The sequence below is a fragment of the Pseudomonas sp. Irchel 3A18 genome (assembly GCF_900187465.1).
Classification (GTDB): Bacteria; Pseudomonadota; Gammaproteobacteria; order Pseudomonadales; family Pseudomonadaceae; genus Aquipseudomonas; species Aquipseudomonas cichorii.
This window is the reverse complement of sequence record NZ_FYDI01000004.1, coordinates 1-25,452: the sequence shown is the minus strand read 5'-3', so window position 1 is coordinate 25,452 and position 25,452 is coordinate 1. Positions and strand designations below refer to the sequence as shown.

Here is a 25,452-nt window from a genome sequence, read left to right as displayed (position 1 = left end):
GTGATCCGAAAAATACTGGTGTTGCTGGAAATCGCTGCAGTCCTGGCAGGTCTGACGCTGGGCTTTGCCTGGTGGAAGCAGCGGGAAGCGTTGAACCAGCCTCTGAATGTCACTCAGGAACAACTGCTGGACGTACCTGCCGGATCGTCGCCTTCCCTGGTGCTCAATCGCCTTGAGAATGACGGCGTGATCAAGGACGCCTTCTGGTTGCGTGTTTACTGGCGTTTCAATCTGGCCGAACAGCCGCTGCACAGTGGCGAATACCGCATGACGCCGGGCATGGACGTGCAAGCCCTGTTTGGCGTCTGGAAGCGCAAGGAAGTCGTGCAGTACAGCCTGACGCTGGTGGAGGGCTGGAACTTCCGTCAGGTTCGCGCCGCACTGGCCAGGCAGCCCAAGCTCGAACAGACCCTGGCCGGGTTGAGCGACAAGGATTTGATGGTCAGGCTCGGGCATCCCGATGTCTTCCCTGAAGGCCGCTTCTTTCCCGATACCTACCGCTATGTGCGCGGCATGAGCGATGCCGATCTGCTCAAGCAGGCCTACAACCGTCTGCAAGACGTGCTAGAGGAGGAGTGGAGCAAGCGTGCTGCGGATTTGCCTTACAAGGATCCTTACGAGGCCTTGATCATGGCTTCGCTGGTGGAAAAGGAAACCGGCGTGCCTCGCGAGCGTGGTGAAATTGCCGGTGTGTTTGTCCGTCGTCTGGGGTTGGGAATGATGCTGCAGACCGATCCGACGGTGATCTATGGTATGGGCGAGCGCTACAACGGCAAGCTGACCCGCGCCAATCTTAAAGAGGCGACGCCTTACAACACTTACGTCATTGCCGGCCTGCCGCCGACACCGATTGCTCTGGCTGGACGCGAAGCCATCAATGCGGCCCTCAACCCCGTATCGGGCACCAGCCTGTACTTCGTGGCGAAAGGGGATGGCAGCCATGTGTTTTCCGACGATCTGGATGCCCATAACGCAGCGGTACGCGAATATCAGCTCAAACGCCGTGCAGATTACCGATCCAGCCCGGCACCGACTCCGGTAGCGCCTGCCGGGTCCGGCTCGACTCCCACAGAGTCCGAACCCGCGGCTGCGCCCGATGCGCCGCCCGGCGATTCAGCCTCGCAATGAAAACAACTAAGGATTGCCTGTGACTGGCTTGTTCATCACCCTTGAAGGCCCGGAAGGTGCTGGCAAAAGCACCAACCGCGATTACCTGGCGGCTCAGTTGCGTGCCCAGGGCATCGAGGTGCTGTTGACCCGTGAGCCCGGTGGTACGCCATTGGCCGAACGTATTCGCGAATTGCTGCTGGCGCCCAGCGACGAAGCCATGTCTGCCGATACCGAACTGCTGCTGGTCTTTGCCGCACGTGCCCAGCATCTGGCCGAAGTCATTCGTCCTGCCCTGGCCCGTGGTGAAGTGGTCTTGTGTGATCGTTTCACGGATGCGACCTATGCCTATCAGGGCGGCGGGCGCGGCTTGTCCCATGAGCGTATTGCCACACTGGAAAGCTTTGTCCAGGGCACCTTGCGGCCTGACCTGACGCTGGTGTTCGACCTGCCGGTCGAAGTGGGTCTGGCGCGTGCCGCTGCACGAGGCCGACTGGATCGTTTCGAGCAGGAAGGCCGTGCGTTCTTTGACGCCGTGCGTAGTACTTACCTGGCGCGGGCACACGCCGAGCCTGCGCGTTACCGGTTGGTGGATGCGTCTCAGACACTGGCTCAGGTCCAGTCGTCCCTGGATGCGTTGCTGCCCGAGTTGCTGGAGCGGCACCGTGGCTGAAGCCTATCCGTGGCAGACGTCTCTGTGGCAACAGATGGCCGGTCGTTCCCAGCATGCTCATGCCTATCTGTTGCATGGTCCTGTGGGGATCGGCAAGCGTGCGCTGGCCGAGCGTCTGATGCACACCTTGCTGTGCCAGCGGCCCGAAGGGCTTGATGCCTGCGGGCAGTGCAAGTCCTGTCTGCTGCTGGCGGCTGGCAGCCATCCTGATAATTACGTGCTGGAACCGGAAGAGGCAGACAAGCCCATCAAGGTCGATCAGGTTCGCGATCTGGTGAGTTTCGTCGTGCAGACCGCACAAATGGGCGGGCGCAAGGTGGTGCTGGTCGAGCCGGTCGAGGCGATGAACATCAACGCGGCCAACGCGCTGTTGAAAAGTCTTGAAGAGCCTTCGGGCAATACGGTCCTGCTGCTGGTCAGTCATCAGCCGAGCCGGTTGCTGCCGACCATCAAGAGCCGCTGTGTGCAGCAGGCCTGCCCGCTGCCGAGTGGGCAAGCCAGCCTGGAATGGCTGGCAACGGCCTTGCCGGACAGCTCCGAAGAAGAGCGGGTGGAGTTGCTGACCCTTGCGGCCGGTTCGCCTCTGGCGGCGGTTTCGCTTCAGGCCCAGGGTATTCGCGAACAGCGTGTCCAGGTGGTGGAGGGCGTGAAAAAGCTGCTCAAGCAGCAGCAATCGCCGACCCAGCTTGCGGAAGGCTGGAAGGATATCCCGCTGTTGCTGCTGTTCGACTGGTTCTGCGACTGGTCGCACCTGATCCTGCGTTACCAGTTGACTGAGGATGAAGAAGGCCTTGGCTTGAGCGATATGCGCAAGGTCGTGCAGTATCTGGCGCAAAAAACGCCCCGCACCAAAGTGCTGGAGATTCAGGACTGGGTGCTGGCGCAGCGACAGAAAGTCTTGTCCAAGGCCAACCTCAATCGCGTGCTGCTGCTCGAAGCCTTGCTGGTGCAGTGGGCAGGTCTGCCCGGACAGGCGTAGACTCGCAGACTTGGGAACCTATGAGGAGTAGCAATGAGCTTGCCACCTAGTACAGGTCCGCGGAACGGCATTCTGTCCCTGACCATCAAGGACAAATCCGTGCTGTATGCGGCTTACATGCCTTTTATCAAGAATGGCGGCCTGTTCATTCCTACCAGCAAAAGCTACAAGCTGGGTGATGAAGTGTTCATGCTGCTCAATCTGATGGATGAACCGGAGAAAGTTCCGGTGACCGGCAGGGTGACCTGGATCACTCCCAAGGGCGCACAAGGCAACCGGGCCGCCGGTGTCGGCGTGCAATTCAACGACGGTGACAATACCGCTCGTAACCTGATCGAAACCTATCTGGTTGGAGCCCTTAAGTCCGACCGTCCCACTCATACGATGTAGTTGCCTTTTACCCATGCTTGTAGATTCGCATTGCCACCTCGACCGCCTTGACCTCACCCAGCACGATGGCTCTCTGGACGCTGCCCTTGACGCGGCGCGTGGCAGAGGTGTCGGGCATTTTCTGTGTATCGGCGTCAGCGCCGATAATGCCGGCGCTGTAAAAGCCCTGGCCGAGCGTTATGACGACGTGGACTGCTCGGTGGGTATTCACCCGCTGGATCTCAAGCCCGGCGAAGCGCCTGCTCTGGACTGGCTGCTGTCCGAGCTGAATCACCCACGGGTAGTGGCCATCGGTGAAACCGGCCTGGATTATCACTATGAGCCCGAGGCTGCCGAGCTTCAGCAGGCATCCTTTCGTCTGCACCTGCAGGCGGCCAGCGTCACCGGCAAGCCAGTCATCGTGCATACGCGCGGGGCGCGTGCCGATACCCTGAATCTGTTGCGTGAAGCTGCACTGCCGCAGGCAGGTGTGCTGCATTGCTTCACCGAAGACTGGGAAATGGCAAAGGCAGCGCTGGACCTGGGTTTCTATATCTCCCTGTCGGGCATCGTGACCTTCCGCAATGCCGATGCGCTGCGTGATGTGGCGCGTCAGGTACCTGCCGATCGCTTGCTGGTCGAGACCGATTCCCCTTATCTGGCGCCGATTCCTTATCGCGGCAAGCCAAACCTGCCGCAATACGTGCGTGAAGTGGCCGAGTTCCTGGCGATGTTGCGCGGCGAGCCTTATGAGCGTTTTGCCGAGCAGACCACAGAAAACTTTGCCCGGCTGTTTCCTATGGCCCACGTATCGAAGCCGTGACACACCCTTGAATCGCAGGCAAAAAAAACCCGGATTCTGGGGGGTGAAGCCGGGTTAAGACCATTAGGAGTAAAACAAAGGCACACGGTCCTTTGGCGCCTCTACCGGCAGGTCACTTGGGGGATGTATGACATGCCAGCGCTTTAAGTATCGATCAGGATGGTGGCGCGTCCAGTACAGGTTGTTCGTTTTTTAAACAGTTTTGGAATACTAAACCGGTTATTGATTGCTCAATGAGCGGCGCTGTTCAGGGAGATTTTATCTCTTCGCTGAAAGTCCCTGATTTGAATGAAATTGATCTTTTCCTGTCCTGATTGCCTGTATTGCACGGCAAGAGCGGTTGGGTTTTCGAGGGTTTAAATGGAATTTTCCAACGGTTTCCTGCTGAGTCTTTCGCTGTGCCTTGATATCGGACTGGCCAATATCGCGATGATCACGCTTGCCATGCAGCAGGGTTTTTCCCGGGGCTTGTGGCTCGGCCTGGGGACTTGCATCGGCGATCTGGTGTACGCGGTCCTGGCAATGCTGGGCATGGCCGTCCTTCTGCAATATGAAATGGTGCGCTATGTGCTCTGGCTGGGAGGTTCGGCGGTTCTGGCTTACCTGTGCTTCAAGATGATGAGAAGTGCAGTGGGCGTCAGTGCCGGTATCGAAAGCCAGGGCGGGCAATGGGGCAGGACGGCGCCCTCGCTGTTCTTTCGCGGTATCTTCCTGGCCATGTCATCGCCCAGCGCTATCCTGTGGTTCGCGGCGGTTGGCGGGGCGTTGATTGCCCGGCAGGGCTCGGACATGTCGAGCGCCTCCTCCTTCCTGGCGGGGTTTCTCGCGGCAGGTGTGGTCTGGTCGATTACCCTGTGTGCGCTGGCCCATCAGGGCGGACGGATCATGGGCGAGAAGATGCTGAAGTGGTCCTATATCGCCTCGGCGTTGATCTTTGCCTATTTCACCCTGTATGTCGTGATTACCGGCTACATGGAGTTCGTGGGGCAGCCTGCGCTTGCGTAACCAGAACGGCCATTTCGGTATGAATTGCTCCATATGCGTTGAGATGGTCGGATGATCCGTGCAATCTGGCGCCATTTGGGCATAATACGCGGCTTCGATTTTGATCCCTACAGATCTCCTTATGCAGAAAGAACCTCGTAAGATCCGTGAATTTCGCCGCCGTGAGCAGGAAATTCTCGACACCGCGCTAAAGCTGTTCCTCGAACAGGGTGAAGACAGTGTCACCGTCGAGATGATCGCGGATGCCGTGGGCATAGGCAAAGGCACGATCTACAAGCACTTCAAGTCCAAGGCCGAGATCTACCTGCGCCTGATGCTCGACTACGAGCGCGACCTGAACGAGTTGCTGCACTCGGCCGATGTCGACAAGGACAAGGAGGCGCTGTCGCGTGCCTACTTTGAATTCCGTATGCGCGATCCTCAGCGCTATCGACTCTTTGATCGCCTGGAAGAGAAAGTCGTCAAGGGCAATCAGGTTCCCGAGCTGGTCGAAGAACTGCACAAGATCCGGGCTTCCAACTTCGAGCACCTGACCCTGCTGATCAAGGGGCGGATCACCGAAGGCAAGCTGGAAGACGTGCCTCCCTATTATCACTATTGCGCGGCCTGGGCGTTGGTACATGGCGCAGTTGCGCTGTATCACTCGCCTTTCTGGAGCAACGTGCTGGAAGATCAGGAAGGTTTTTTCCACTTCCTGATGGATATCGGCGTGCGCATGGGCAACAAGCGCAAGCGCGACAGCGATCCCTTGCCGGATGTAAAACCGGGCTCGTAGGAGCGAATTCATTCGCGAAGACGTCTCCCGGACTGTGGGATATGCCGGCCTCTTGCGAATGAATTGGCTCCCGCATTGACCCTGTAGGGGCTTGTTTGGCGCGGAAGCTGCATCCGACGACCATTCGCCGGTTTTCCGTCACCGGCATCTGGGAGGATATGATGCGTAGCCTGGTCTTATTGCTGACGCTGTTGGCGTTGAGTGGTTGCATGAAAGTCAGTGATATGGGGGAGGGCGTTCGTGAGCAATTCAGTGATGCTGGCCTGCTCGATCACAGCGAAACCCGTCGCCTGGGCAACTGGCGCGTTCAGCCGGACTCCTTCATCTATATCGCCCAGGGCCCATTCGTGCCGCCAGGCCGTGCTTATCCGCGTCCCAATGTGGTCGCCGAAGAGGCGTTCAAGGGGTTTGTCGAATACTTCCCCATGGTCCGCCGTGCTGCTGCGCCAGTAGGCCTGGACGACGCCATGATCGAAGCCCGTAGCGCCGGCGCGCATTACTTGCTCTACACGCGCTTTGCCAAGGCCGATGACCGTATCGGCACTACCGATGAATGGTCCGATCAGGAAGCGCTGGATCGTCTGGGCATAGACAGCGGCGTCATTCAGTTGATGCTCATCGAAACCAGCACCCGCTATCTCATCGACAGCGCTCGTATTCGCAGCCGTGGCGGATTGCTGACACTTTACGATACCCGGCCTCAGGATTTGCTTGGTCCGCCCCTTCGGGACTACGCTCGTAAACTGTTGGGTGTGGAAAACTAGGGGCAGGACATGAGTGATTCAGGCAAGGCCACCGATCTGCTTTCGCAGATTCCTGCAAGCAAAGGGCTGCCGCCTGTTCATTTGTGGAATCCGGATTTCTGTGGCGATATCGACATGCGTATCGCCCGGGACGGCACCTGGTACTACCTGGGCACGCCGATTGGCCGCAAACCCATGGTTCGCCTGTTTTCCACCATCCTGCGTCGCGATGGCGACGACTATTTTCTCGTCACTCCTGTGGAGAAGGTGGGAATCAAGGTCGATGACGCTCCTTTCGTAGCGATCGCTGTGCAAGTGAGTGGCGAGGGTGAGGCGCAGGTCCTGCGTTTTGTCACCCATGTGGAGGATGAAGTCGAGGCCGGGCCCGAGCATCCGATCCGCGTCCTGATCGATCCTGTCACTCAGGAGCCTTCGCCGTACGTTCATGTGCGCAGCAATCTTGAAGCCCTGATTCATCGCAATGTGTTTTATGAGCTGGTCGAGCTGGCGGTTTCGCGTCAGTTGAACGGCCAGACCTGGCTGGGTGTATGGAGCCATGGCTCATTCTTCCCGATTGGCCTGGAACCCTGAGACTGTTTGCCTCTGCAGGCTTGATTGCCTGCTGGCATCGCGACAGTTAAAGTGCCGCTCCCTGTTTTGCCTGAGGTTTTTGCATGAGTCAGTCCTTTGATATCGCCGTGATCGGTGCCACCGGTACTGTCGGCGAAACCATCGTCCAGATTCTGGAAGAACGCGATTTCCCGGTCGGCAATCTGCACCTGCTGGCCAGCATCGAATCTGCCGGCCATTCCGTGCCGTTCAGGGGCAAGAACGTTCGTGTGCGCGAAGTCGATGCGTTCGATTTCAGCCAGGTTCGCCTGGCATTTTTCGCCGCCGGTCCAGCCGTCAGCCTGAGTTTCGCTTCCCGCGCCATTGCCGCCGGTTGTTCGGTCGTGGATCTTTCCGGTGCGCTGCCTGCCAGTCAGGCGCCGCGTCTGGTTCCCGAGGTCAATGGTGACCTGCTTGTCGAGAATGCCGGACCGCATCTGGTGAGCAGCCCGAGTGCGTCGGCCACGGCGCTGGCGTTGGCACTCGCGCCTTTGCGCAGTGTCCTGGATATCGTGCGAATCAACGTCACAGCCTGTCTGGCTGTTTCTACGCTGGGGCGCGAAGGCGTTGCCGAGCTGGCACGCCAGACCACCGAGCTGTTGAACGTTCGCCCGCTGGAAACACGCTTCTTTGATCGGCAGATGGCTTTCAATCTGTTGGCGCAAGTCGGCGCGCCAGATGAGTCGGGCCATGTCTCGCTTGAGAAGCGGCTGGTGGAGGAAGTGCGCGAATTGCTGGCGCTGCCTGAACTCAAGGTGTCTGCCAGTTGCATCCAGGTGCCGGTTTTCTTTGGTGACAGCTTCAGTGTTTCGGTGCAGGCCGCAGGCCCGGTGGATATCGCGGCGGTCAATGAATTGCTCGATTGCGCGCCAGGTATCGAACTGGTCGACGCGGGTGATTACCCGACGCCGGTGGGTGATGCCGTAGGCCAGGACGTTGTTTATATAGGCCGTGTCCGTGGCGGAATAGACGATCCAGAGCAACTTAATTTGTGGGTTACTTCCGATAATGTTCGAAAAGGAGCCGCTTTGAATGCTGTGCAGGTTGGCGAATTGTTGATAAAAGGCTATGTGTAAAAGATACTTGGCAACAATTTGAAGAATATTTCTAGCGGCGCTATGCCTTACACCCAATGCAGGACTACCTCCCCGGATACCGGGGGATCTTTAAACAAGGGATGGGCTATGGTTCAGGTTCGTAAACTGGTATTAGCAATTGCTGCGGCTTCGGCGCTGTCATCAGGTATGGCGCAGGCGTTGGGGCTCGGGGAATTGTCGGTAAAGTCGACCCTGAACCAGCCTCTGGTAGCCGAGATTGAATTGACTCAGGCGCAGGGCCTCGATGCTGCACAAGTTGTCCCGAGTCTGGCAACTACTGCAGATTTCGCTCAGGCGGGTGTCACGCGACAGGCATTTCTCAATGACCTGACTTTTACCCCGGTCATCAATGCCAGTGGTAAAAGCGTGTTGCGCATTACTTCCAGCAAGCCGGTGCGCGATCCCTATGTGAAGTTCCTGGTTCAGGTGCTCTGGCCTAATGGCCGGTTGCTGCGTGAATACAGCCTGTTGCTGGATCCGCCGAAGTTCTCGCCAGAGGCCGCCGCGGCGGGTGCCGCTGCCGCAGTTCCTTCCGCCCCGGCAGCAGCGCCTGCGCAATTGCCAGCGGTTGCGCCGCCAGCCGCCGCACCTGCACCTGCTGCGCCGCCTGCTCCAGCCCAGACACCTGAGGCCGCCTTGCCGCCTCCTGCTGCGGACAAGCCTGCGCAATACGTCACCACCAATAACGATACCTTGTGGGAAATCGCCGCCAAGGTTCGTACGGCGGGCACGGTTCAACAGACCATGCTGGCAATCCAGGCGTTGAACCCCGATGCGTTCATCGGCGGCAACATCAACCGCCTGAAAAAGGGCCAGGTGTTGCGTCTGCCGACGCCTCAGCAAACCACCGCGCTGCCTCAGCCTCAGGCTCTGGCGGAAGTTTCCCAGCAATATCGCGCCTGGCGCGAAGGGCGTCGTCTGCCAGCGGGTACCCGTCAGGTGGATGCTACCCGGCGTACGCGAGCCGGTGAGGCTCCGTCGCAGGTTGAAACCCGTGACAACCTCAGCCTGGTTTCTGCCAGTGGCAAACCTGCTGCCAAAGGTGCGTCAGGTGACGCCGATCTGAGCAACAAGCTGGCCGTGGCCCAGGAAGCGCTTGATACCTCGCGTCGTGACAATGCCGAGCTGAAAAGCCGCATGAACGATCTGCAAAGCCAGCTCGATAAACTGCAACGCCTCATCGAACTCAAGAACGATCAACTGGCCAAGGTGCAAGCCGGGGCAGCAGCGCCTGCCGCGCCCGTCAATCCGGCAGTGCCGGCTGCACTGGTCGACGCCAATGGTGCGCCGCTCAAGCCTGCGGGCGAAGTGGCTCCCGAGGATGCATTGGCTGCTCAGGTGGCGACACCGGCTGCCGATCAGCCTCTGGCCGTTGAACCTGTCGCAGCCCAGGAAGAAGATCCACTCAACGCCATCCTCAACAATCCGGTCATGCTGGGCCTGATCGGTGGTGGGGTTCTTCTGATCCTGGCGCTGTTGCTGCTGTTCCTGGCTCGTCGTCGCAATGCCAAGGCCGAGGCTGAAAAGCACAAGCGCATGGCGCGTGCCCTGGCAGAAGAGTCCGACTTCGTTTCCGATATGGACATGGACGTGCCTCAGGCCAGCTTCGACGGGCTTGATGTGCCGCCGCCTAACGTCAAGATGGGCGCAGCTCCGGCCGCCGCCGCTGCTGCCTCCCGTGAGCGTCCGGCCGATCCGCTGGTTCAGGCCGAAATCCATATTGCTTACGGGCGCATGAATCAGGCGATCGAGCTGCTCGAAGAGTCCGTCAAGGAAGATCCTTCGCGTGACGACATTCGCCGCAAGCTGATGGAAATCTACGCCGAGCAGGGTAACAACAAGGCCTATGCGGCCCACGAACGGAAGCTGGTGGCTGCGGGAAAGCGTAATGCTGAGGTCGAGCAGCTAAAGGATCGATACTCGACCGAGAAGGCCCCGGAACCTGTAACGGCACCGGTGGCTGCTGAACCTGTTCAGGCACCTGCTGCGCCGCAGCCTGCTCCAGCACCAGAGCCAGCGCCTGCCGTTGCTCCGCAGGTTGCCGTTGCAGCCGCTGCGGCGGCGGTCACGGCGGCTGCCGTGGCGGCGGAGCTGGATGCCAAGTATGTCGAAGAGCTTCTGGCCGAGGATCCCGAAGATCCAACGCCTGTGCTTGCTCCTGAACCAGAGCCAGAGCTTGAGCTGGAACCCGAGCCTGTTGCCGGGCAGCCTGCACCTGTGGTGGCTGAACCTGTTGTCGAAGAAGACAATCCGTTCGATCACGATTTCGATCTGAGCCTGGACGAGTTCGACGAAACGCCTGTGGCCGAGGTTTCCACGATCAACGATCTGGACGACCTGTTGCTGGACGAACCGGGTATTTCGGCTGCAAGTGACGACGAAGAATTGAGCTTCGAGTCGATCATGCAGCAGCAGAAAGATGCTCAGGCGGCGGCCGGTGTCGATGATCTGGCCGATTTCGATCTGGATCTTTCGTCGGAAGAGCCAGCGCTCAAGGCCGAGGATGATCAGTTGTTGAGCCTGGGTGACGATCCTCTCGATCTGGGTGAGCCCGTACCTTCAGTCGAGGAAGATCTGGAGCTGCCTGAAGATTTCGATCTGTCGCTGGCTGATGAGATTGAAACCGATCAGGCGACCCAGGCGTTCGCTTCCGAGATCGAAGACGTCAACGCCGAGCTGGATCGTCTTTCCCAGAATCTGGAGCATCCACCGCTCGATGAGCCTCGCTTCACGGCTGAAGATGCGGCACTGGAAGACGAACCTGAGTTCGACTTCCTGTCGGGTACCGATGAGGCGGCGACCAAGCTGGATCTGGCGCGTGCCTATATCGACATGGGTGATGCCGACGGGGCTCGGGATATTCTCGACGAAGTGGTCAGCGAAGGGGATGACGGTCAGAAGAGTGAAGCACGCGAGATGTTGTCGCGACTGGCCTGATTCAGCCTGCTAGTACAGCAACGGCCGCTTTTGCGGCCGTTTGCTTTACTGGCGTCTTTTTTCGGCGCCCGTATAATGGCCGCCTTTTCGCGAACTCACAGGCTGTAGCACCTTGGCGAACATAGATAACCCGGCCGCCGAGATGGCTGCCGAGGGCTTTTCCCGAATTGCGCTGGGCGTCGAATACAAGGGCTCGCGCTATTGCGGCTGGCAGCGTCAGGCGTCTGGCGTTCTGACGGTGCAGGAAACCCTTGAGGATGCCTTGTCCAAAGTCGCAGCCTCACCTGTTTCACTGATGTGCGCCGGGCGTACCGATGCCGGTGTGCATGCCTGCGGTCAGGTTGTGCATTTCGATACCAGGGCTGAGCGCACCATGAAGGCCTGGGTCATGGGGGCTAATATCAATCTGCCCCACGATATCAGCGTCACCTGGGCCAAGGTCATGCCGTCCCATTTCCATGCGCGCTTCAAGGCCATTGCCCGCCGCTATCGTTACGTGATCTACAACGATCAGATTCGCCCGGCGCACCTTGGCCAGGAAATCACCTGGAATCACAGGCCGCTGGATGTCGAGCGGATGGCCGAGGCTGCCGCGTATCTGGTCGGCACCCATGACTTCAGCGCCTTTCGTGCCGGGCAATGCCAGGCCAAGTCGCCGGTCAAGCAGTTGCATCATTTGCGCGTCACCCGGCATGGCAAGATGATCGTCATCGATGTGCGGGCCAATGCCTTCCTGCACCATATGGTGCGCAATATCGCGGGCGTGTTGATGACCATCGGTGCAGGGGAGCGGCCGGTGGAGTGGGCGCGTGATGTGCTCGAAAGCCGGGTCCGTCGTACCGGTGGTGTCACGGCGCATCCTTACGGGCTGTATCTGGTGCAAGTGGAGTACCGGGACGAGTTTCCGTTGCCGGAGCGTTATATCGGGCCGCACTTTCTTACAGGCTTCAGCGAACTTGGCGGCTGACGTCCGGAACAGCATTTGCTAACATCCGGGGCTTTCCGAAAGGTCTGAGGTTTTCACCACATGTCAGCCGTTCGCAGCAAGATCTGCGGGATTACCCGCATAGAGGATGCATTGGCCGCCGTCGAGGCGGGTGCCGATGCCATCGGGCTGGTGTTCTACTCCAAAAGTCCGCGGGCTGTGAACGTGCAGCAGGCGCGGGCTATCATTGCCTCCTTGCCGCCCTTCATCACAACTGTCGGCCTGTTCGTCAACGCCAGTCGTTGCGAACTCAACGAAACCCTGGATGCCGTACCCCTGGACCTTCTGCAGTTTCACGGCGATGAAACGCCTGAAGAGTGCGATGGCTATCATCGTCCGTATATCAAGGCGCTCAGGGTCAAGGCGGGTGACGATATCGCAGCGGCCTGTCGTGCCTATGGCAAGGCCAGCGGAATCCTGCTCGATACCTATGTGGCGGGTGTGCCTGGTGGTACGGGTGAAACCTTCGACTGGGCGTTGATCCCCGACAACCTGGACAAGCCGGTTATTCTGGCAGGCGGGCTGACTTCGGCTAACGTGGCACAAGCCATTGCCCAGGTCCGGCCGTATGCCGTCGATGTCAGTGGCGGGGTCGAAAAGAGCAAGGGCATCAAGGATCGCGACAAGATTCTTGCCTTCATGAGTGCGGTCCACGGCGCCTGATGTGACGGTTGTCGATTTGCCGCCGTCCATAAGCCTGTCCCCGCCATAAGTATGCGGGTCGGATTGAACAAGCGATTGCACCTGCGTGCGTCGCCGATTAACAGCGGGGTCGAGGGTAATGCAGGTCAGGCTGACCGCTACCCGTCAATCACCGCCACCTATACGAATTTAAGTCAAGGGCGTGCGCCTGGTGTTGATCGCCAGGTGCGGGAGCCAAACCGGTACTGGAGAAATAAAGCATGAGCAACTGGTTGGTAGACAAACTGATCCCTTCGATCATGCGTTCCGAGGTCAAGAAAAGCTCGGTTCCCGAGGGGCTTTGGCACAAATGTCCTTCCTGCGAAGCGGTGCTTTATCGCCCTGAGCTGGAAAAGACCCTGGACGTCTGCCCCAAGTGCAACCACCACATGCGTATTGACGCCCGTGCCCGCCTGAACATCTTCCTGGATGTCGAAGGCCGTGCCGAGCTGGGTGCCGATCTGGAGCCTGTGGATCGCCTGAAATTCCGCGACAGCAAGAAGTACAAGGATCGTCTGGTCGGTGCCCAGAAGCAGACTGGCGAAAAAGACGCCCTGATTTCCATGAGCGGCACCCTGCTGGGCATGCCGGTCGTGGTTTCCGCGTTCGAGTTTTCCTTCATGGGTGGTTCGATGGGCGCCATCGTGGGCGAGCGTTTCGTGCGTGCTGCCAACTATGCGCTGGAAAACCGCTGCCCGATGATCTGTTTCGCTGCTTCCGGCGGTGCCCGGATGCAGGAAGCCCTGATTTCCCTGATGCAGATGGCCAAGACTTCGGCTGTTCTGGCGCGTCTGCGTGAAGAAGGCCTGCCGTTCATTTCCGTACTGACCGACCCGGTCTACGGTGGTGTATCTGCCAGTCTGGCAATGCTGGGTGATGTCATCGTTGCCGAGCCGAAAGCTCTGATCGGTTTTGCAGGTCCCCGCGTCATCGAGCAGACCGTTCGCGAAAAACTGCCTGAAGGCTTCCAGCGCAGCGAGTTCCTGCTGAACCATGGCGCCATCGACATGATCATCGCGCGCAGCGAGCTGCGTCCGCGCCTGGGTAACCTGCTGGCTCAGATGATGAACCTGCCGACTCCCAAGTTCGTCGCGCCAGTTATCGAGCCAGTCGTCGTTCCACCGGCACCGGCCACTGTATGATCCCTGCAACCCTGGGCGACTGGCTCGCCTATCTGGAGCAACTGCATCCTTCTGCCATCGACATGGGGCTGGATCGTTCGCGACAGGTGGCGCAGCAGTTGGGGCTTACCCGTCCTGCGCCCCGGGTAATCACGGTAACCGGCACCAACGGCAAAGGCTCGACATGCGCATTCGTCGCAGCCTTGCTTCAGGCCCAGGGTCTGAAGGTGGGTGTCTACAGTTCTCCGCATCTGCTGCGCTATAACGAGCGCGTGCAGGTGCAGGGCGTCGAAGCGTCCGATGCCGAGTTGTGCAAGGCCTTTGCCGCTGTCGAAGCGGCGCGTGGCGATATCACCCTGACTTATTTCGAGATGGGCACGCTGGCGGCTTTCTGGCTGTTCGAGCAGGCGCGCCTGGATGCCGTCGTGTTGGAAGTCGGCCTGGGCGGACGTCTGGATGCGGTGAATCTGGTGGATGCCGATCTTTCGCTGGTGACCAGCATCGGTATCGATCATGCCGACTGGCTGGGCGATAGCCGTGAGTCGGTCGCTTTCGAGAAGGCCGGTATCTTCCGTGAGGGCCGTCCGGCACTTTGCGGTGATCTTGATCCTCCTGCGCCATTGCTGGAGCAGGCGGATAAGCTAGGCTGTCCCTTGTCATTGCGTGGTCGCGATTTCGATCTGACCGTGACCCGTGAGGCGTGGAACTGGCGTGGTCGTGACAAGGCAGGGCAGATGGTCGAGCTTTCCGGTCTGCCTCTGCTGGATTTGCCCATGGAGAATGCCGCGCTGGCGCTTCAGGCTTATCTGTTACTGGATATGCCATGGCAGGCCGAGGTTATCCACTCTGCACTGGCAGGTGCGCGCATTACCGGTCGTCTGGATCGGCGTGTATTTCAGTGGCAGGGCAAGACCCTCAATCTGTTGCTCGATGTTGGCCACAACCCCCATGCTGCGCAGTTTCTGGCGCAGCGCATGGCTCAGCGGCCAGTGGTCGGCAAGCGCCTTGCGGTGTTTGGCCTGCTGTCGGACAAGGATCTTGACGGGGTGGTGAGTGAGCTGGTTTCCAGTGTCCAGGACTGGGCCGTGGCACCTTTGCCGACACCTCGTACCCGGCCTGTCGCACAATTGCAGTCGGCCTTGCAGAACCTTGGCGCTGAAGTAGCGTCTTACGACAGTGTTGCGCTGGCGCTTGAAGCGCAATGCGCACGTGCGACGGCCGATGACGAGATTTTGCTGTTCGGATCTTTTTACTGTGTGGCCGAGGCTCTGGAGTGGTTGGCCCGGTACACCGATGAGGAAGCTGCAAATGGCTTTGCTGGATAAAGTATTCAAGCAGCGAATGGTTGGCGCCCTGGTTCTGATTGCGGTGGCGGTCATCTTCCTGCCGATGCTGTTTACCCGTCAGGATGAAGTGCGTCAGGTGCAGGTTGAAGCACCTGCTGCGCCACAGGCTCCGGTTGCCCCGCAGGTCAAGGTGGATCCGGTGCCGGTTCCCGAGCCGCAGATCCTGCCTCAGGAGCCGGTACCCGGTGAAGAGGATATGAGCACTGCCAGCCAGTTGCCGCCTTCGATGCCGATCGCGCCTGCTCCGCCTGTCGCTTCTGCCCCGGCGCAAGCACCGGCGCAGGCAACAGCGCCTGCGCCAGCACCCAAGCCTGCCAAACCGGCTCCGGCCACAGCGCCTGCGGCTCCTGCTCCAGCAACGACTGCCAAGGCGGCGCCGAGCGGTGTCGATGCCAACGGGCTTTCGGTGAGCTGGTCTGTTCAACTGGCCAGCATGTCCAATCGCGCCAACGCCGATAACCTGCAAAAGACTCTGCGTGCCCAGGGCTACAACGCCTATATTCGTACCGCCGATGGTGTGAACCGGGTGTTTGTCGGACCGTTGATCGAGCGTGCCGAGGCCGATCGTCTGCGCGATCAGCTGGACAAACAGCAGAAACTCAAGGGTATTGTGGTGCGCTTTCAGCCAGAGCGTGGCTAAAAGTCGCAACGCATCGCGAATCGCAGCTTACCGGCAGGCGGGCGCTCTGCTAAAATGCGCCGCCTCATCAGTCTGTAGGCTGCACCGTGCCATTTACTCCGGTTGACTGGGCGATTATCGGAATTGTCGCCATTTCCGCTCTGATCAGCATCAAGCGCGGCTTCGTCAAGGAAGCCCTGTCTCTGCTGACCTGGATCATCGCGGGCGTCGTGGCCTGGATGTTCGGTGCGGGGCTGTCTCTCTATCTGGTCAATTACATCGATACACCTTCAGCCCGCGTGATCGCGAGCTGCATCATTCTGTTCGTCGCCACATTGCTGGTCGGCGCCATGGTCAACTTTCTTATCGGCGAACTGATTCGCGTCACCGGGCTTTCCGGGACCGATCGTTTTCTGGGTATGGTCTTCGGCGCTGCGCGCGGAGGGCTGCTTGTCGTGGTAGCGGTCGGGCTGCTGAGCCTCGGCCCTGTACAACAGGATCAATGGTGGCAGGAATCAAGGCTGCTGCCGCAATTTCTCATGGTTGCTGACTGGTCGAAAAACCTGATTCTCGGGATGTCCAGTCAGTGGCTCGCCAGCGGCATCAGCATTCCTGCTGAGCTGCCGTTCAAGGAGCAGATCCTGCCGGCTACCATGCCGCAGGAAGTGCTTGGTAAATCAAGTTCCACTAAGTAGGGGTTGTGTCGCATGTGTGGCATCGTCGGTATCGTCGGTAAGTCGAACGTCAATCAGGCGCTGTATGACGCGCTTACCGTCCTCCAGCACCGCGGCCAGGACGCTGCCGGTATCGTGACCAGTCATGAAGGCCGGTTATTCCTGCGCAAGGACAATGGTCTGGTGCGTGATGTGTTCCATCAGCGCCATATGCAGCGTCTGGTCGGGCACATGGGCATTGGTCATGTGCGTTACCCGACAGCGGGCAGCTCGACTTCGGCCGAAGCTCAGCCGTTCTACGTCAACTCGCCTTACGGCATCACGCTGGCGCACAACGGCAACCTGACCAACGTCGAGCAACTGGCAAAGGAGATTTACGAATCCGACCTGCGCCACGTCAACACCAGCTCCGACTCGGAAGTGCTGCTCAACGTCTTCGCCCATGAACTGGCCGTGCGTGGCAAGTTGCAGCCTACCGAAGAGGATATCTTCGCGGCCGTGACCGACGTGCACAACCGTTGCCGTGGCGGCTATGCCGTGGTGGCGATGATCACCGGTTACGGTATTGTCGGTTTCCGCGACCCTGACGCCATTCGTCCTATCGTGTTCGGCCAGCGTCATACCGACGAAGGCGTCGAGTACATGATCGCCTCCGAAAGCGTTTCCCTGGACGTGCTGGGCTTTACCCTGATTCGCGACCTAGCGCCGGGCGAAGCGGTCTACATCACTGAAGACGGCAAGCTGTTCACCCGTCAGTGTGCGGCCAACCCGAAATATGCCCCGTGCATCTTCGAGCACGTCTATCTGGCGCGCCCGGATTCGATCATCGACGGTATCTCTGTCTACAAGGCGCGTCTGCGCATGGGCGAGAAACTGGCGGACAAGATCCTGCGCGAGCGTCCGGATCACGATATCGACGTGGTCATTCCGATTCCGGACACCAGCCGCACCGCTGCGCTGGAACTGGCCAACCACCTGGGCGTCAAGTTCCGCGAAGGCTTCGTCAAGAACCGCTACATCGGTCGTACCTTCATCATGCCCGGTCAGGCTGCACGCAAGAAGTCCGTGCGCCAGAAGCTCAACGCCATCGAGCTGGAATTCCGCGGCAAGAACGTGATGCTGGTGGACGACTCCATCGTGCGCGGCACCACCTGCAAGCAGATCATCCAGATGGCTCGCGAAGCGGGTGCCAAGAATGTCTACTTCTGTTCGGCTGCGCCGGCAGTGCGTTACCCCAACGTCTACGGCATCGACATGCCGAGTGCTCATGAACTGATCGCCCACAACCGCTCCACCCAGGACGTTGCCGACCTCATCGGTGCCGACTGGCTGGTCTATCAGGATCTCACCGACCTGATCGAAGCGGTCAGCGGCAGCAAAAAGATCAAGATCGATAACTTCGACTGCTCGGTGTTCGATGGCAAATACGTTACCGGCGACATCGACGAGCATTATCTGAACAGGATCGAGCATGCGCGCAACGACGCTTCCAAGGTAAAAAGCCAGGCAGTGAGCGCTATTATCGATCTGTACAACAACTAATCGAGCAAGGAGTGACGGCATGACTCAGGAATGGGATGCCGGTCGGCTGGACAGCGACCTTGAAGGCGTGGGTTTCGATACCCTCGCCGTACGTGCCGGGCAACATCGCACGCCCGAAAGCGAGCATGGCGATCCGATGTTCTTTACCTCCAGCTACGTATTCCGCACGGCTGCCGATGCAGCCGCGCGTTTTGCGGGCGAGGTGCCGGGTAACGTCTATTCGCGTTACACCAACCCGACAGTGCGCTCTTTCGAGGAGCGCATCGCCGCTCTGGAAGGCGCAGAGCAGGCCGTTGCCACGGCAACCGGCATGGCCGCGATTCTTTCGGTGGTCATGAGCCTGTGCAGCGCGGGCGACCATGTGCTGGTGTCGCGCAGCGTGTTCGGTTCGACCATCAGCCTGTTCGAGAAGTACTTCAAGCGTTTTGGCATTGAAGTCGATTACGTACCTCTGGCGGACCTGTCCGGCTGGGATGCGGCAATCAAGAGCAATACCAAGATGCTGTTCGTCGAGTCACCGTCCAACCCGCTGGCCGAACTGGTAGACATCGCCGCACTGGCAGAAGTCGCCCACGCCAAGGGTGCGCATCTGGTGGTGGATAACTGTTTCTGCACGCCGGCACTGCAACAGCCGTTGCGCCTGGGTGCGGATATCGTTGTGCACTCGGCCACCAAGTTCATCGACGGCCAGGGCCGTTGCATGGGCGGTGTGGTTGCCGGACGCAGTGACCAGATGAAGGAAGTGGTCGGCTTCCTGCGGACTGCAGGGCCGACGCTGAGCCCGTTCAACGCCTGGATTTTTCTCAAGGGTCTCGAAACCCTGAGCCTGCGCATGCGCGCTCATTGCGACAATGCCCAGGCCGTTGCCGAGTGGCTTGAGCAGCAGGATGGCATCGAGAGGGTTCACTACGCCGGGCTCAAGAGCCATCCGCAACATGAGTTGGCCCAGCGTCAGCAAAAGGGTTTCGGAGCGGTGGTGAGTTTCGAGGTCAAGGGTGGCAAGGAAGGCGCATGGCGTTTCATCGATGCCACTCGCCTGATTTCCATCACTGCCAACCTGGGTGACAGCAAGACCACAATCACTCATCCGGCTACCACGTCCCACGGTCGTTTGACGCCTCAAGAGCGTGAGTCGGCAGGCATTCGTGACAGCCTGATCCGGGTTGCGGTCGGCCTGGAAGACGTTGCAGACCTTCAGGCTGACCTGGCACGCGGTCTGGCGGCGTTGTGAGCGATTGGGCGATGAAATTCGCCAGCACCAACAACGGCCGTGTGGCTCTGGTGACCGGAGCGGCACGCGGGATCGGCCTGGGCATCGCTGCCTGGCTGATCACCGAGGGCTGGCAGGTGGTGCTGGCCGACCTTGATCGTGCCCGTGGTGCGAAAGTGGCCGGTGTGCTGGGTGACAATGCCCTGTTCATTGCCATGGACGTTGCCAGCGAGGATCAGGTAGCCGCGGGTGTGGCCGAAGTGCTCAGGCGCTTTGGTCGCCTCGATGCGCTGGTGTGCAATGCGGCCGTTGCCGACCCCCATAACACCACTCTCGAAAGCCTCGATCTGGCTCACTGGAATCGAGTGCTGGGTGTGAACCTCAGCGGTCCGATGCTGCTGGCCAAGCATTGTGCGCCGTATCTGCGCGCTCATTGCGGCAGCATCGTCAATCTGAGCTCGACCCGTGCCAGGCAGTCCGAACCCGATACCGAGGCCTACGCGGCGAGCAAGGGCGGCCTGCTGGCCCTGACTCATGCGCTGGCCATCAGTCTCGGTCCGGAGATTCGCGTCAACGCTGTGAGTCCTGGCTGGATCGATGCGCGGGATCCTTCCCTGCGTCGTGCCGAGCCGTTGACCGATGTCGACCATGCCCAGCACCCGGCGGGGCGTGTAGGCAGCGTGGAGGATGTCGCGGCGATGGTTGGCTGGCTGCTGTCTCGTCATGCCGGTTTCGTTACCGGGCAGGAGTTCGTGGTGGACGGTGGTATGAGCAAGAAGATGATTTACGCCGACTGAGTCCCGGTCACTGCGGTTCGCGACTAGGATCGCCCCTATCCCATTTGCCGCATGCCCATTTGCGGCATGCTGGCCTTGCCCGGTACGGCAGGAGCGAGCGGATGGCTATTCGCTTTGCTTGCCGAGGTCATGGTGCTGCCAGGCGACGAGGATCACTGATCGTCCCAAGCGGCGCTCAGGGTCGCCGTTTGTCCTGACTGCGTTGAAGACCGTTGTTGTTCGGAGCAGCATCGGTGCAGGGGCGAAGACGCGCTTGCTGTACTGCGATGAATGGCATTCCCCGGAGTTGTCGATTTACCGGTAGTCGATACGCCGTTTGAACGGTGAACGACGAACAGTTGAATGGACTCACGTACGGTGAATAACAATGGAAATGTCAATCATGGCAAGCCTCAGGGCGCTATCCGTAGCGGTACTGAGTGCAATGATCAGCCTTGGCTTCGCAGTATCTCCAGCTGTCCAGGCATTACAGGAGCAGGATGCCGGTGATGCACCTGCACCCGCGCAGATCGAGTTTCCGGATCGTGTCAGGACCGGGCTCGTCAACGAACGGGCTGGGTCCAGGTTGTGCATGGACCTGTCCGCCAATAACCAGGTCGTGATTTTCAATCCCTGCGATCAATCAGTCAGGCAGGCATGGATCATCGAAAAACAAGTGGGTGAGCTCAGCACGATCAAGAACGTAGGCGCCGGCGATAACCTGTGTCTGTTCAGCTCGACCGATGCCAGTGTCGTCAACATGACTGCCTGTAACAGCGAGAACTACACCTCGAACGTCTACTGGACCCGGATACTAAGGCCCTCCGGGATGTATTCATTGGTCAGTAAAGTGCAGAACGACTATGGCCGGCCTGGCGAGCTGGCCCTGCGCGCCGACAACAGTTTGACCGTTACAGACCCGGACGCAGCATCGGGAACGTGGGTTTGGCAACTCAATAGTCCGTTGCCTGATGGTGTCGCTTCAACGCCGATCTTCGCTGACGAGTTCATAGGCGATCAACTGGATGACGCCAAATGGAGTCATCGGTTACCGGGCATTCGCAACAACTGCAAGAATGTTCCGGAAACGGTCAGCGTCAGGTCAGGGTATCTCACCATCAAAACCTACAGTGGGCTGAGCAACGGGAAACTTCAGAATTACTGCGGCATGATTTCCACGGCTGACACTTTCCTTGCAAGCCAGGGTTACTGGGAAGCCTCGGTCCGGTTCAAACGGGCTTTCGGTGTACAGGTTGCTTTCTGGGTTCAAGCCCCGGCCATGGAAGTGGGCAAGCCGGAGCTGGGCGTTGAGATTGACGTCTTTGAACATGGGTCTGGTGCAGAAAGTAAAAACTATAACCATGCCATTCACTGGGATCTCTACGGGGAGCATCACAAGTATTGGGCCTGGGCCGGGTTACTGGATAGTCTGGACGACGGGCAGTTTCACAGGTTTGGCGTGTTGTGGGCCAGGGACCGATATGAATTCTATGTGGATGGGGTCATGACGAAAACGGTGCCACCTTCGGTCGCGCCGATTTCACTGGGTGACGAATTAGTCATCCTGAGTTCCGAAGTACCCAGGCAGTTCCCTCCCGAGGGGTTTGGTGACCAGTACAGCGCCCAGACCGATTTCGACGTCGACTATGTCAGGGTTTATCCATTGAGCGACTGACCGCCTCAATGGATTCGCGAAAGGTTCTTCACAAATCAGACAGGAGCAGGCTCTCTCATGCCCCGGCCCAACCTCGGATACTAAATCCCGATTTTAAGTTTTTTGGAAAAAATTCAATGGGGGTATTGACTTAGGTTCGGTAGGTGCGTAAATTTCGCGGCCTCAGCGAAGCAAAGGGTGATTAGCTCAGCCGGGAGAGCATCTGCCTTACAAGCAGAGGGTCGGCGGTTCGATCCCGTCATCACCCACCATCGTTGAGTCTGGAAGCTGTTTCACGAGGGCTTTCAGGATTGAAGCAACACATGCGCAGCGGTAGTTCAGTCGGTTAGAATACCGGCCTGTCACGCCGGGGGTCGCGGGTTCGAGTCCCGTCCGCTGCGCCATATTATCCAGATCCGGTTTTCCGGGTCCGGGATTGAAGAACCAGATGGTTGTTCAATCAGGCAGTGATTCAAACTACCGAAAGTTTGTTTCAGGTCGATTAAAAGAGTTTCAAAAGCGATACGCAGCGGTAGTTCAGTCGGTTAGAATACCGGCCTGTCACGCCGGGGGTCGCGGGTTCGAGTCCCGTCCGCTGCGCCATACAAAGCTTCAAGGCCTTGAACTCCTTGAAGCAAAAGAAAAAGCGACCTTAACCGGTCGCTTTTTTTTGCCTGCGATTTATGTAAAAAAAGCTGCGCTCATTACAAGCGCAGCTTTGTCATTCAACCCTTGTTCACCACTTCATTTCGCCCTTGGCTACTTTGGCACTCAACTCCAGTGAAGATTCTTCACCCAGTTTCGGGTAATGAGCTTTCATGGCCTTGATCAGTGCTGCGGAATCCTTGGCCTTGGCGGTTTCTGCATCGAAGGTCTTGATGTAGTTCGCGGTAAAGGCGGGCGCCTGTTCCGATTTCAGTTCGCCACTCAGGAAATGACCGGGAACGATGGTCACAGGCTTGAGCTTCTCGATGGTGGCCAGAGTTGCCAGCCAGTCCTGATGAGATTTTGTGCTCTGGGTGTCGGCCATCCACACATGGATATTGTTGGCCAGAACCACGCCGCCGATCACTGCCTTGATGGATGGCACCCACACGAAAGTCCGGTCAGGCTGAGGACCGTCTAGGCCGACGATCTGCAGTTCCTGGCCTTCAAGCTTCAGATTGTTGCCCTGAATGACTTCGGGAACGATGATCTTGCTCGGTGCGCCATCGCCCAGCTTGGGTCCCCAGTAGGCCAGCTTGCCCTCCATGGTTTCCTTGATGTGAGCGACGGTTTCGGCGCTGGCAACGACCTTGGCTTTTGGGTAGGCCTCGGTAATGGTTTGCAGGCCGAAGTAATAATCCGGATCGCCATGGCTGATGTAGATGGTGGTGAGGTTCTTGCCGCTCTTGCGGATCTTCTCCACGACCTGTTCGGCCTGAGGCTTGCCAAACTGTGCGTCCACCAGGATTGCATCTTTCTCGGCAGTGACCAGTACCGATGACACCGGGAAGATGGCCTCGGCTCCCGGGTTGTAGACATCCAGCTTCAACGGCTGGGCCGCCAGGCTGGTGCCGGCGAAGCCGAGCAGGGCGATGCTGGCAACAAAGCGTCGTGCAAATAGCGGTAGCATGAAAATCTCCATCCGGGCTGTATTGAAAGAAGCCCAGATTAGTTGAGATTTATAACCTGAAAAACGCTAGATTAGGTCCATGTTTGTTGCGTAAACCGGTCGAATAATGGACAAATTACAGGCCATGCAGGCTTTCGTCACAGTCGTCGACTGCGGCAGTCAGACTACGGCAGCGGACAAGCTCGGTCTTTCACGGCCGGTTATCTCCAGATTGCTCGCCGAGCTTGAAGAGTGGACCGGTGCGCGGTTGATGCACCGTACGACCAGACGACTGAATCTGACCGCGGCGGGTGCCGAGGTTCTGCCGCTGTGTCGGCGCATGCTCGACCTGGCAGACGACATGCGCGCTGTCGTTGCTGCGCCCGAGAGTGAGCCCAAAGGCTTGCTGCGCATTACCTCCAGCACCTCGTTTGGCCAGTCCCAGCTCACCCAGGTCGTCACCGAATTTGTGGGGCGCTACTCCCAGGTGCGTATCGACATGGTGTTGCTCGATCGCACGGTGAATCTGGTGGACGAAGGTCTGGATCTGGCGATTCGCATCACCAACGACCTGGACCCCAACCTGATTGCCCGCCGCCTGACGACCTGCCGGTCGGTGGTCTGTACTTCGCCTGCCTATCTGGAAGAGCATTCGATCCCTGACAGCCTTGAAGACCTGGCCTTGCACAACTGCCTGACCCATACCTATCACAGCAGCAGCCTCTGGCATTTCACCCGCAAGGGCGTGCCCCATAGCGTGGCAGTGAAGGGCAATCTCAGCACCAATGACTCCATCACCACTCTGCAGGCGGCCCTTTGCGGGGCGGGCATTGCACTGCTGCCCACCTACCTGGCTGCGCCGCTCATCAAGAGCGGGCGCCTGGTGCCGCTGCTGATCCGTTACCAGCCCATGGAACTTAGCATTCATGCGGTCTACACCTCACGCAAACACATGTCATCGGCCTTGCGGGCGCTGCTGGACTTCCTGGCCGAACGCTTTGCGCCTGAACCGGTATGGGATCGGGGTTGAGGAGCCTCGCAAAGCCTCGACACGAAAATTTTGTCATTTGTATCAGCATCTTTTCACTGTCTGCGTTGATCCTGTGCTGGCCTTGTTGCAGACTTACCGACGTTTTCCCGCTACAGCCCTGCTGACAGCTATCTTCCCCAGGATCCTCGATGTTTAAGTTACTGAACCTTCGTACTGCATGCTGGACGTCCGTCCTGCTGGTCATGGCTGGCTGTTCATCGCCCAAGCAGGCTGTTTACGATCACGAGCATTTCGATGATGCAGGGACTTTCTCCAGAAGCTATCCGGCCAGCGATGATTCGTCCTGTGAAGCGGGGCGGCGTGCGTTGCTGAGCCAGGGCTACATCATCACCAGCAACGATCCGAAAATGATCAGCGGGCGCAAGAGCTTCCAGCAGACGGGCGAGACGCATATCGAGATCAGCTTCAACCTGGTTTGCGCAGCCGATGTGGGAGGCGGTGGTTCGACCATGTTCGCCAACGCCCTGCAGGACCGTTACGCGCTGAAGAAGACCAATAACTCGGCCAGTCTGGGGGTTGGCGTGCTGGGTTCGGTATCGATGCCGATCGGCTCGACCGACGATTCCATGGTCAAGGTTGCCAGCGAAACTGTTGCTTCGGCCAAGTTCTATGAGCGCTTCTTCGCGCTGGTGGAAAATTTCCTGCCTCCGGAAGTGAAGCAGGCTGCGCATATCGTCGAGAAGCCCAAGACTGATTTGGGTGTGCCTGACGCCGCTCCAACGCCTGTTCCGGCACCGGCTCCCTTAGCGCCTCAGCCGGTCGAGGCTGAGCCCAAAGCCGAAACTGTTCCGCCAGAGTCTCCTGCTACGCCTGTCAGCAGCGAACCTGTTGCTGCACCTGCGGAGCCAGCGACCTTTAGCGCTGAAGATCAGTAACCCCGTAGAAGCGAATTCATTCGCGAAAGGTTTCGCGAATAAATTCGCTCCCACAATAGGTAAAGATCGTTTTACCCCATAAACAGCTTGTACGCCGGATTCTGGCTCTCGTCCCAATACGGATAGCCAATCTCGTCCAGCGCTGCGCCCACCAGATGCCGCTCTTCTTCCGGCACCACCAGCCCGGCCACCACCCGGCCATCGGCG

General features: G+C 58.9%; 23 protein-coding genes, 3 tRNA genes and 2 pseudogenes. 26 read left to right on the top strand and 2 right to left on the bottom strand.

All coding sequences use genetic code 11. From position 1 onward, the window contains the following. The 24 genes from mltG to CKW23_RS08330 all read left to right on the top strand — a co-directional run bounded on the left by mltG (nucleotide 1) and on the right by CKW23_RS08330 (nucleotide 22,328). Complete coding sequence (mltG, locus tag CKW23_RS08445; RefSeq protein WP_025261005.1) at nucleotides 1-1,128, top strand: endolytic transglycosylase MltG; 1,128 nt, start codon at nucleotides 1-3, stop codon at nucleotides 1,126-1,128. Nucleotides 1,129-1,147: 19 nt separating this feature from the next. After that, complete coding sequence (gene tmk / locus CKW23_RS08440; RefSeq protein WP_025261004.1) at nucleotides 1,148-1,780, top strand: dTMP kinase; 633 nt, start codon at nucleotides 1,148-1,150, stop codon at nucleotides 1,778-1,780. After that, nucleotides 1,773-2,759 (top strand): DNA polymerase III subunit delta', encoded by a 987-nt coding sequence (locus CKW23_RS08435; protein ID WP_025261003.1) that lies wholly within the window; start codon nucleotides 1,773-1,775, stop codon nucleotides 2,757-2,759. The genes tmk and CKW23_RS08435 overlap by 8 nt, the downstream gene beginning before the upstream one ends. 33 nt (nucleotides 2,760-2,792) lie before the next feature. Next, the gene (locus tag CKW23_RS08430) at nucleotides 2,793-3,149 is read left to right on the top strand and encodes a PilZ domain-containing protein (RefSeq protein ID WP_025261002.1); all 357 of its coding nucleotides are present in this window, start codon (nucleotides 2,793-2,795) and stop codon (nucleotides 3,147-3,149) included. Nucleotides 3,150-3,162: 13 nt separating this feature from the next. Then, complete coding sequence (locus tag CKW23_RS08425; protein WP_095067401.1) at nucleotides 3,163-3,951, top strand: TatD family hydrolase; 789 nt, start codon at nucleotides 3,163-3,165, stop codon at nucleotides 3,949-3,951. 360 nt (nucleotides 3,952-4,311) lie between these two features. After that, entirely contained in the window at nucleotides 4,312-4,956 is a 645-nt protein-coding gene (locus CKW23_RS08420) for a LysE family translocator (RefSeq protein ID WP_025261000.1), read from the top strand. 121 nt (nucleotides 4,957-5,077) lie between these two features. Continuing rightward, entirely contained in the window at nucleotides 5,078-5,731 is a 654-nt protein-coding gene (locus tag CKW23_RS08415) for a TetR/AcrR family transcriptional regulator (RefSeq protein ID WP_025260999.1), read from the top strand. A gap of 161 nt (nucleotides 5,732-5,892) precedes the next feature. Beyond that, entirely contained in the window at nucleotides 5,893-6,495 is a 603-nt protein-coding gene (locus CKW23_RS08410; RefSeq protein WP_025260998.1) for a DUF4823 domain-containing protein, read from the top strand. Between the two features lie 9 nt (nucleotides 6,496-6,504). Continuing rightward, nucleotides 6,505-7,065 carry a DUF1285 domain-containing protein gene (locus CKW23_RS08405; protein WP_025260997.1) on the top strand — a complete coding sequence of 187 codons (561 nt, stop codon included), beginning with the start codon at nucleotides 6,505-6,507 and terminating at the stop codon, nucleotides 7,063-7,065. Nucleotides 7,066-7,148: 83 nt separating this feature from the next. Further along, entirely contained in the window at nucleotides 7,149-8,159 is a 1,011-nt protein-coding gene (locus CKW23_RS08400; RefSeq protein WP_095067400.1) for an aspartate-semialdehyde dehydrogenase, read from the top strand. Between the two features lie 108 nt (nucleotides 8,160-8,267). After that, nucleotides 8,268-11,117, top strand: coding sequence for a FimV/HubP family polar landmark protein (locus tag CKW23_RS08395; protein ID WP_095067399.1), 2,850 nt, complete (start codon nucleotides 8,268-8,270; stop codon nucleotides 11,115-11,117). Between the two features lie 142 nt (nucleotides 11,118-11,259). Further along, nucleotides 11,260-12,084 (top strand): tRNA pseudouridine(38-40) synthase TruA, encoded by an 825-nt coding sequence (truA, locus tag CKW23_RS08390; RefSeq protein WP_025260994.1) that lies wholly within the window; start codon nucleotides 11,260-11,262, stop codon nucleotides 12,082-12,084. Between the two features lie 60 nt (nucleotides 12,085-12,144). Continuing rightward, entirely contained in the window at nucleotides 12,145-12,765 is a 621-nt protein-coding gene (locus CKW23_RS08385; protein ID WP_095067398.1) for a phosphoribosylanthranilate isomerase, read from the top strand. A gap of 239 nt (nucleotides 12,766-13,004) precedes the next feature. After that, a complete protein-coding gene (accD, locus tag CKW23_RS08380; protein ID WP_025260992.1) occupies nucleotides 13,005-13,925 on the top strand; it encodes an acetyl-CoA carboxylase, carboxyltransferase subunit beta in 921 nt (306 codons plus the stop codon). Then, nucleotides 13,922-15,229 (top strand): bifunctional tetrahydrofolate synthase/dihydrofolate synthase, encoded by a 1,308-nt coding sequence (gene folC, locus CKW23_RS08375; RefSeq protein ID WP_095067397.1) that lies wholly within the window; start codon nucleotides 13,922-13,924, stop codon nucleotides 15,227-15,229. Before accD ends, folC begins: the two co-directional genes overlap by 4 nt. Beyond that, nucleotides 15,213-15,890, top strand: a complete 678-nt coding sequence (locus CKW23_RS08370) for an SPOR domain-containing protein (protein ID WP_025260990.1) — start codon at nucleotides 15,213-15,215, stop codon at nucleotides 15,888-15,890. The genes folC and CKW23_RS08370 overlap by 17 nt, the downstream gene beginning before the upstream one ends. An 86-nt stretch (nucleotides 15,891-15,976) precedes the next feature. After that, on the top strand, nucleotides 15,977-16,564 hold the full coding sequence (locus CKW23_RS08365; protein WP_025260989.1) for a CvpA family protein: 588 nt from the start codon (nucleotides 15,977-15,979) through the stop codon (nucleotides 16,562-16,564). A gap of 12 nt (nucleotides 16,565-16,576) precedes the next feature. Then, the gene (gene purF, locus CKW23_RS08360) at nucleotides 16,577-18,085 is read left to right on the top strand and encodes an amidophosphoribosyltransferase (protein WP_025260988.1); all 1,509 of its coding nucleotides are present in this window, start codon (nucleotides 16,577-16,579) and stop codon (nucleotides 18,083-18,085) included. Nucleotides 18,086-18,104: 19 nt separating this feature from the next. Further along, the gene (locus CKW23_RS08355) at nucleotides 18,105-19,316 is read left to right on the top strand and encodes an O-succinylhomoserine sulfhydrylase (protein ID WP_025260987.1); all 1,212 of its coding nucleotides are present in this window, start codon (nucleotides 18,105-18,107) and stop codon (nucleotides 19,314-19,316) included. 11 nt (nucleotides 19,317-19,327) lie between these two features. After that, nucleotides 19,328-20,092, top strand: coding sequence for an SDR family oxidoreductase (locus CKW23_RS08350; RefSeq protein WP_038400525.1), 765 nt, complete (start codon nucleotides 19,328-19,330; stop codon nucleotides 20,090-20,092). Nucleotides 20,093-20,474: 382 nt separating this feature from the next. Continuing rightward, entirely contained in the window at nucleotides 20,475-21,746 is a 1,272-nt protein-coding gene (locus tag CKW23_RS08345; protein ID WP_025260985.1) for a family 16 glycosylhydrolase, read from the top strand. 175 nt (nucleotides 21,747-21,921) lie between these two features. Next, nucleotides 21,922-21,997: transfer RNA gene (locus CKW23_RS08340), tRNA-Val, on the top strand. Between the two features lie 55 nt (nucleotides 21,998-22,052). After that, nucleotides 22,053-22,129: transfer RNA gene (locus CKW23_RS08335), tRNA-Asp, on the top strand. A gap of 122 nt (nucleotides 22,130-22,251) precedes the next feature. Beyond that, nucleotides 22,252-22,328 (top strand) — tRNA-Asp (locus CKW23_RS08330). A 133-nt stretch (nucleotides 22,329-22,461) separates the two neighbouring features. Here CKW23_RS08330 and CKW23_RS08325 read toward each other — a convergent pair. After that, nucleotides 22,462-23,340, bottom strand: a complete 879-nt coding sequence (locus CKW23_RS08325) for an MBL fold metallo-hydrolase (RefSeq protein ID WP_095067396.1) — start codon at nucleotides 23,338-23,340, stop codon at nucleotides 22,462-22,464. A gap of 106 nt (nucleotides 23,341-23,446) precedes the next feature. Here CKW23_RS08325 and CKW23_RS08320 point away from each other — a divergent pair, with 106 nt between their 5' ends. Continuing rightward, the gene (locus tag CKW23_RS08320; RefSeq protein WP_095067395.1) at nucleotides 23,447-24,349 is read left to right on the top strand and encodes a LysR family transcriptional regulator; all 903 of its coding nucleotides are present in this window, start codon (nucleotides 23,447-23,449) and stop codon (nucleotides 24,347-24,349) included. 149 nt (nucleotides 24,350-24,498) lie between these two features. Further along, nucleotides 24,499-25,236: pseudogene (locus tag CKW23_RS08315) on the top strand (DUF2242 domain-containing protein); the annotation flags it as partial. Between the two features lie 80 nt (nucleotides 25,237-25,316). On the opposite strand, the pseudogene CKW23_RS08310 reads toward CKW23_RS08315, so the two are convergent. Further along, nucleotides 25,317-25,452 (bottom strand): annotated as a pseudogene (locus tag CKW23_RS08310) (threonine dehydratase); the annotation flags it as partial.